The 6,652-nt window shown below is 35.3% G+C and carries 4 protein-coding genes; 2 read left to right on the forward strand and 2 right to left on the reverse strand.

From position 1 onward, the window contains the following. Positions 1-21 precede the first annotated feature (21 nt). Both AC220I_RS16035 and AC220I_RS16040 read right to left on the reverse strand, forming a co-directional pair. Entirely contained in the window at positions 22-1,770 is a 1,749-nt protein-coding gene (locus AC220I_RS16035; RefSeq protein ID WP_486724870.1) for a sensor histidine kinase, read from the reverse strand. Next, positions 1,767-2,462, reverse strand: a complete 696-nt coding sequence (locus AC220I_RS16040) for a response regulator transcription factor (RefSeq protein WP_486724871.1) — start codon at positions 2,460-2,462, stop codon at positions 1,767-1,769. The genes AC220I_RS16035 and AC220I_RS16040 overlap by 4 nt, the downstream gene beginning before the upstream one ends. Positions 2,463-2,611: 149 nt before the next feature. On the opposite strand from AC220I_RS16040, the gene AC220I_RS16045 reads away from it, so the two are divergent. Both AC220I_RS16045 and AC220I_RS16050 read left to right on the forward strand, forming a co-directional pair. Beyond that, entirely contained in the window at positions 2,612-5,290 is a 2,679-nt protein-coding gene (locus AC220I_RS16045; RefSeq protein WP_486724872.1) for a bifunctional diguanylate cyclase/phosphodiesterase, read from the forward strand. Between the two features lie 100 nt (positions 5,291-5,390). Beyond that, on the forward strand, positions 5,391-6,652 hold a 1,262-nt coding region (locus AC220I_RS16050; protein ID WP_486724873.1), incomplete at its 3' end, for an MATE family efflux transporter.

Below are 6,652 nucleotides of genomic sequence, written 5' to 3' on the forward strand. Positions count from 1 at the left end.
AGATCATTCAATCTGATTCTGCTATTTGAAATGTAAGGTAAAGCAAAACTCGGTGCCTTCACCCTGTACGCTGTGAACAGAGATTGTTTCTCCCATAATGAAAAGAATTTCCTTGGCGATGGAGAGACCAAGGCCTGTTCCTTTTTTAGTTCTGGACTTATCACTTTTGTAAAAGCGCTGAAAAACAAATGGTAAATCTTCCTTGGAAATGCCGATGCCAGTATCAATGACTTTAACGACTAAGTGATCTGACTTGATTTCGGTGGTAAGCCTTATCTCACCATTTTCAGGCGTGAATTTATAGGCATTGTCCAAAAGGATAACGAGAATTTGTTCAACACGATCATAATTTGTATACACCGTTGGTAAGGTCTGAGGTGTATACGCCAAATGGATACGCTCATCCAGAAGTTTATAACGCTCATAGACCATTTCAAAAATGTCGTTTAAATCAATTTCACTTTTGCGAATAATGGCTTCATGTGTTTGAAGTCTCGAAAGCTCCATGATATCATCCACAAGCCTAGATAATCTTAAACTCTCCTGATAGATAATTTGATAGTATCGTTTGATATCCGCTTCATCTTTTACAACAGAGTCCATTAAAGGCTCAATTAACCCACGAATAGCAGTGAGTGGCGATCTCAGTTCATGAGAGACATTTGCAACATAGTCTTTTCTCAAATTCTCTAGTTTTTCCATTTCAGTAATATCTTTAAACAGAATTACAGCACCAACATTTTGATTTTTTTCATCTTCTATGGGTGCAATTATAATTTCTAAGATTGCCTCTCCCCAATGTGTCGTTTTAACGAATTGACGATTTTCAAAAATACTCATTTCGAGTTCTAAATTCAAAACATCCAGTTCACGAATATCAGTGCCGAGAAGCACATTTTCATCTAAATCAAATCTTTCGAATAGAACACTATTAAAATGTGTGATTTTAAAATTTTCATCGACAGAAATCATGCCTTCGGCAAGTGTATCAAGAACTTGGTGAAGACGGTTCTTTTCAATGAACAATTGCGAGAGACTCTTATAAACATTTGCAGAGAGGATATTCATTGATTTTCCCAAATAGCCAAACTCTCCTTCGACAGATTCATCTGCCTTTATGGAAAAATCACCTTCCAAAATCGACAGTGCAACCTGAGTGATGTTTCTTATTGGGCTGATAATGCGTTTTAATATAAAGTAGGAGAGCCCCATCACAAAAGGCATTACAATGATAATGGCGAGAAAGAGCGAATATAGGTATTGGTTTCGAATCCGTTCCATATCGGTCATTTCAGAGATTGCAACGACAGCCCCTTTTGTATTATTACCACTTAGGATCGGAACGCCGACGATTTCTACCGGTCTCATTGCAAAAATATGAACTTTATAGGCAACTTTTTCACCTGCAAATAGTTTGGTAAGTGCCAAGTCTATTTTTTTTTCAACTTCTTCTGACTTAATGGTTTCAAGCTTTGAGATTTTAGATTCATATATGAGACTTTGGGCCTCATCAAAAATATAATAGCGCGTATAGGCGTTTTCTGAAGCTCTTGTAAAAATTTGATCAAAAGCCTCTTGGGTGATATTGCCTTGAAGATACTGGTTTACATTTTCGGCGATAATGGTCAAATCTGGGATAAACTCATCACCCCTTATGTCACCAATGAGGTCCTCTGATAGGATGACGCCAAATAGGCCTGTGATAATAGAAGAAATCACTATGGCAATTGTCATTAAAAGAATAATCCTTCTTACAATAAAGCTTTTCACTGGTCAATCACCTCAAGTTTGTAACCAACACCATAAATCGTTTGGAGATCTACAATTGAGCCTGTTTGTGGGAGTTTTGCGCGGATGCGCTTGATATGTGTATCTACCGTCCGAGTATCACCATAATAATCGTAACCCCAAACCAAGTTCAGGATTTGGTCTCGAGAAAAAACCTGTCCAATATTAGAGGCGAGTAAAAAAAGTATTTCAACTTCTTTAGGTGTAGAAATAATGATTTCTTGTTTAAAAGTTACTTGGTATTTTTTAAGGCTTATTTCCAGTTGGCCAAATTTTAGCGACATGGCCTTGCCTTCAACTGCATTATCATTCACACGGCGACGAATGGCCTTAATTCTTGCAACTACTTCTCTTGGGCTAAAAGGTTTTACCATATAATCGTCGGCACCTAGCTCAAGACCGATGATTCGATCAATTTCTTCACCTTTTGCTGTGAGCATGATAATTGGAACCTTATTGGTTTTTCGTATTTCACGACAGACATCAAGCCCATTGAGCTTTGGCATCATAATATCCAATACAATTAGGCATGGATCGTGAGTTTTTAGCATTTGAAGCGCTTCTTCGCCATCAAAAGCAGAAACACATTCAAAACTTTCACCTTCAAGATATATTTTGAGAGATTCGTGAACAACCGGATCATCATCACAGATTAATATTTTATTTTTTTGCATATCTAACCTTCTTTTAAAAATCATAGTTTTTTAAGACTGCCATCTATAATACTATAGAATTAGATAGAGTTTAGCAATAAATTTTATGTGTTCGGCCATATTTATAAATGCTATAATTGAGTGTATGTTGAATTTTAGGAGAGATAAATATGTTTAGATGGAAGTCTATAAAAACAAAACTCATTGTCTACACACTTATAAGCTGTATTTTACCACTTATTTTGGGCAGTATTTACATAAAAAGCAGTCTTCAAAAAGAACTTTTTTCAAAAAACATTGAGGACTCTATGGCATTGCTAAAACAGACGGGAAAACATGTTGATGCAGTAATAATTGACCAGACACAACAATTGATCAGTCTAATGAATGATGACCCAAGACTTTTAGAGGTGGGTAATGAAATAAGATCCTACACGACTTATGAAAACACTAAGTATGAGAATTCAATTTCAATACAAGAACAGCGATTGATGGCTTATTTTGAAAAGGTAAAAGTTTCTTTTCCTTACTTAACCTTGGTTTCATATGGAACTGAATTTGGCGGTTATGTTGAATATCCTGAGTTTAAGCCTTCTGAATCATACGATCCTAGAGTTAGACCTTGGTATATTAATGCAAGAAGTGCTAATGGCATGGTCGTATCCGAGCCTTATGTTACCAGTGTGTCAAAAGAGCTAGTAATGAGCGTTGATCAAGCGATCAAAGATTCGTCAATGACACTAGGTGTTCTTAGCTTAACCATAAATCTACAAGATATTGTAGAATCTATCAATGATATTTCACTGGGAAAAACAGGAGAAATTTTGGTTATCAGTCCAGAGGGGAAATTTATTAATAGTCCATCACATCCTGAATGGTTATTAAAAGATGCAGAGGCGATTAACCAACCCATTTTTAATGAAATTATCGCAGGAAAATCCAAGTATTTTGAAGCTTTAATTGATGGTAACGCCAAGTTCTTCTGCCAATATAGATCGCCATCTTCAGGCTGGACATATGTTTCAATGATTAATAAGGATGAGGTTTTAAGTGACTCAAAACAAATGTTTGTCATGTTACTTTTTTCAGTCTGTTTGACCCTATTTTTCGTTGGATTAATGCTTATTGTGGTTTCAAAGAGAATCACAGACCCCATCGTTGAAATTACTGATGCAATGACTAAAATAGCAAAGTTTGACTTTGATTCAGAAGATGAAAATCTAATGCATCTAGACATGAAATCTAGTGATGAGATTGGTCGTATTGCAGGTGCTATGAGAGTCTTGGAAGTTAATTTTTTAGAGTTAAGAAACACTTTAAAAAATATGTCCTACAAGATTAAAGCCATTAAGGTCAATGAAGATACTGTGGAATTATTACGTTTATCCGAAGGTAATCCATTTAAAAGTGTCGTGGATTCTGTAAATGTTTTGCTTGGGAAAGTCCAAGAATACTTGGATCAAATTAAGTCATTTAACAATGAAATCTTGGAAAAAAATGAGTTGCTTGTAGCATCCGAAGAAGAACTGTCTGCACAGTTAGAGGAAATTCAAAGTCAAAAGCAAATGATTCAATTATTAGCTGAAGAAGATCCGTTGACTAAACTACCAAACAGACGTCAGTTTTATCGTGATTTAAGCCATTATCTTGTGTCAAATGAAAGATTCTCAATCTTATTGATTGATCTTGATAACTTTAAAGACATTAATGATACTTTAGGCCATGTTTTTGGTGATAAAGTACTGGTTTGTTTTGCTGATATTTTAAAAAAATTTGAATCGGATCAAATTAACGTCTCACGATTTGGTGGCGATGAATTTTTAATTATATATAGAAATTATGGTGATTTAAAGACCCTTGAGGGTTTTGTAGAAGATTTGTTTGCTTTCTTTGAAAAGCCAATCTCGATTGAACAACATGAAATTTTGATAAATTTCAGCATTGGAATATCACTCGTACCTGATAATTGCAAGGAGAGTGAAAGCTGTATTCGATTTGCAGATATTGCGCTTTATCATGCTAAAGCGATGGGAAAACACACCTTTGCCTTTTTTAATAAATCAATGGAAGACTCCGTTAAAGAACGCTTGAAAATAACCGGGATTTTAAAAGAAGCTATTTTAAATGACGGATTTACCATTGTTTATCAGCCTCAAGTAAGCTTAAAAAATGGTGAAGTATCTGGTTATGAAGCCTTAGTGAGATTGAAAGAATATGAGTATTCACCCTCGAAATTCATTGAGATTGCAGAAAAGGAAGATCAAATCATTAAGATCGGAAGAATTGTCACAGAGCTTGTCATTAAGCAACTAGCAATTTGGAAACGAGAAGGGCTTTCTTTAAAACCGATTTCCATTAATTTTTCTGTTGGTCAATTAATGGATAGGACATACAAGGATTTTCTGTCACGCCTATTGGAAGACTATGACATATCAAATGATCTTATTGTAATTGAGGTTACTGAAACTGTATTTATTGAGAATAAAAAAGAGGCACTCGAATTTTTTAATCAATTAAATGAAATCGGAATTGCAATCGCGATTGATGACTTCGGTTCTAAATATTCATCTATGTATTATCTTAAATCCTTTTCAGCTAGTATTTTAAAATTTGATAGACAACTCTGTATGCATATTTTAGAACATTATAATGACGAAACACTAAAAAAATTGGTTGGGTTTATTCATTCATTAAATCTAAGAGTTGTTGCAGAAGGGATTGAAGAACCGGATCACGTAAGACGTTTTATAAATTCGGGGTGTGATTGTATCCAAGGATTTTACTTTAGCAAACCTATATCGCCAGAAGTTATAAAAAAAGCTGCGATAATAAAGTATGACTTGATATAAGTTGAGAAATCATGATGATATTTAGTTGCACGAAATAAAAAAGATATGCTATAATAATTCGATATTTTAAATGTTGAATTTGTATAAAGAGGTTAATGCGTTGGAAAAATCAAAAAGAATAAACTTAACAGAAGGTTCTATTATTACAAACCTACTCAAAATGGCACTTCCAATTATGGGAACAAGCTTTATGCAGATGGCTTACAACATGATTGATATGATTTGGATTGGTTTTCTAGGATCAAAGGCAGTAGCAGCTGTTGGCATTGCTGGATTTTATGTGTGGTTTTCATTTGCATTCATTTTGATTGCGAAAACTGGAACGGAAATCAAGGTTGCCCAGAAGACAGGTGCAGATGATGAGCCTGCGGCTGAGTCTTATGCCCGATCGGGGTTTCACATCATATTTACAATTGGTATTTTATATACTCTAGCACTTATTATATTTAAAGACAATCTCATTCAATTTTTCAACACACGTGATTTAGAGGTTGAAGCAATGAGCAAAATTTATTTGGTCATCATTGCTCTAGGCATTGTTTTTTCTTTTTCAAATCAAGTTTTCACAGGCATTTTTAATGGAAGAGGTGATAGCAGGTCGCCCTTTAAAATAAACGCAACAGGTTTAATCATCAATATTCTACTTGATCCAATACTGATTTTGGGGTTTGGACCAATTCCTGCTTTTGGCGTTGCCGGTGCTGCGTTTGCCACCATATTTGCACAATTTATTGTCTTTATGCAGTTTGCTTATTTTATTAGGTTTAAACACAGTTTGTTTCACCATTTTACATTTTTTAAACGACCTGACTTTGAGAGTATTAAATCAATCGTCAATATGGGCATCCCACCAGCTTTGCAAAGTGGCCTATTTACCTTTATTTCTATGATTATCGCAAGACTGATCGCCGATTATGGTGCAACGCCGATAGCCGTACAAAAGGTAGGTTCCCAAATAGAGGCGATTTCATGGATGACAGCTGGGGGCTTTTCAGTTGCCTTAGGTGCTTTTGTTGGACAAAACTATGGCGCTGGACAGTACAAGAGAGTGCTTGAGGGATATCAAAAGGCAATGGGTGTGGCCTTTGCCTTGGGAATTTTCAACACAGTTCTTCTGTTTTTTGGCGCAAAATGGTTATTTATGATTTTCATCAGAGAGCCATTAGCCATTTCACAGGGCATCGACTATTTAAAAATCCTCGCTATTTCACAGTTATTTATGTGTATTGAAATCACCGCTTCTGGTGCTTTTAATGGCATAGGAAATACAAAACCGGCTGCTATAACAAGTATTGTTTTTAATCTTATGAGAATTCCACTTGCTTATTACCTTAGTACTCAAACGAGTTTGGGCTTAAATGG

This window comes from Fusibacter sp. (assembly GCF_057447755.1).

Bases quoted from the DNA above. Each gene is read 5' to 3' on its own strand.
- AC220I_RS16045 (WP_486724872.1), top strand. From the start codon at position 2,612: ATGTTTAGATGGAAGTCTATAAAAACAAAACTCATTGTCTACACACTT.
- AC220I_RS16040 (WP_486724871.1), bottom strand. From the start codon at position 2,462: ATGCAAAAAAATAAAATATTAATCTGTGATGATGATCCGGTTGTTCAC.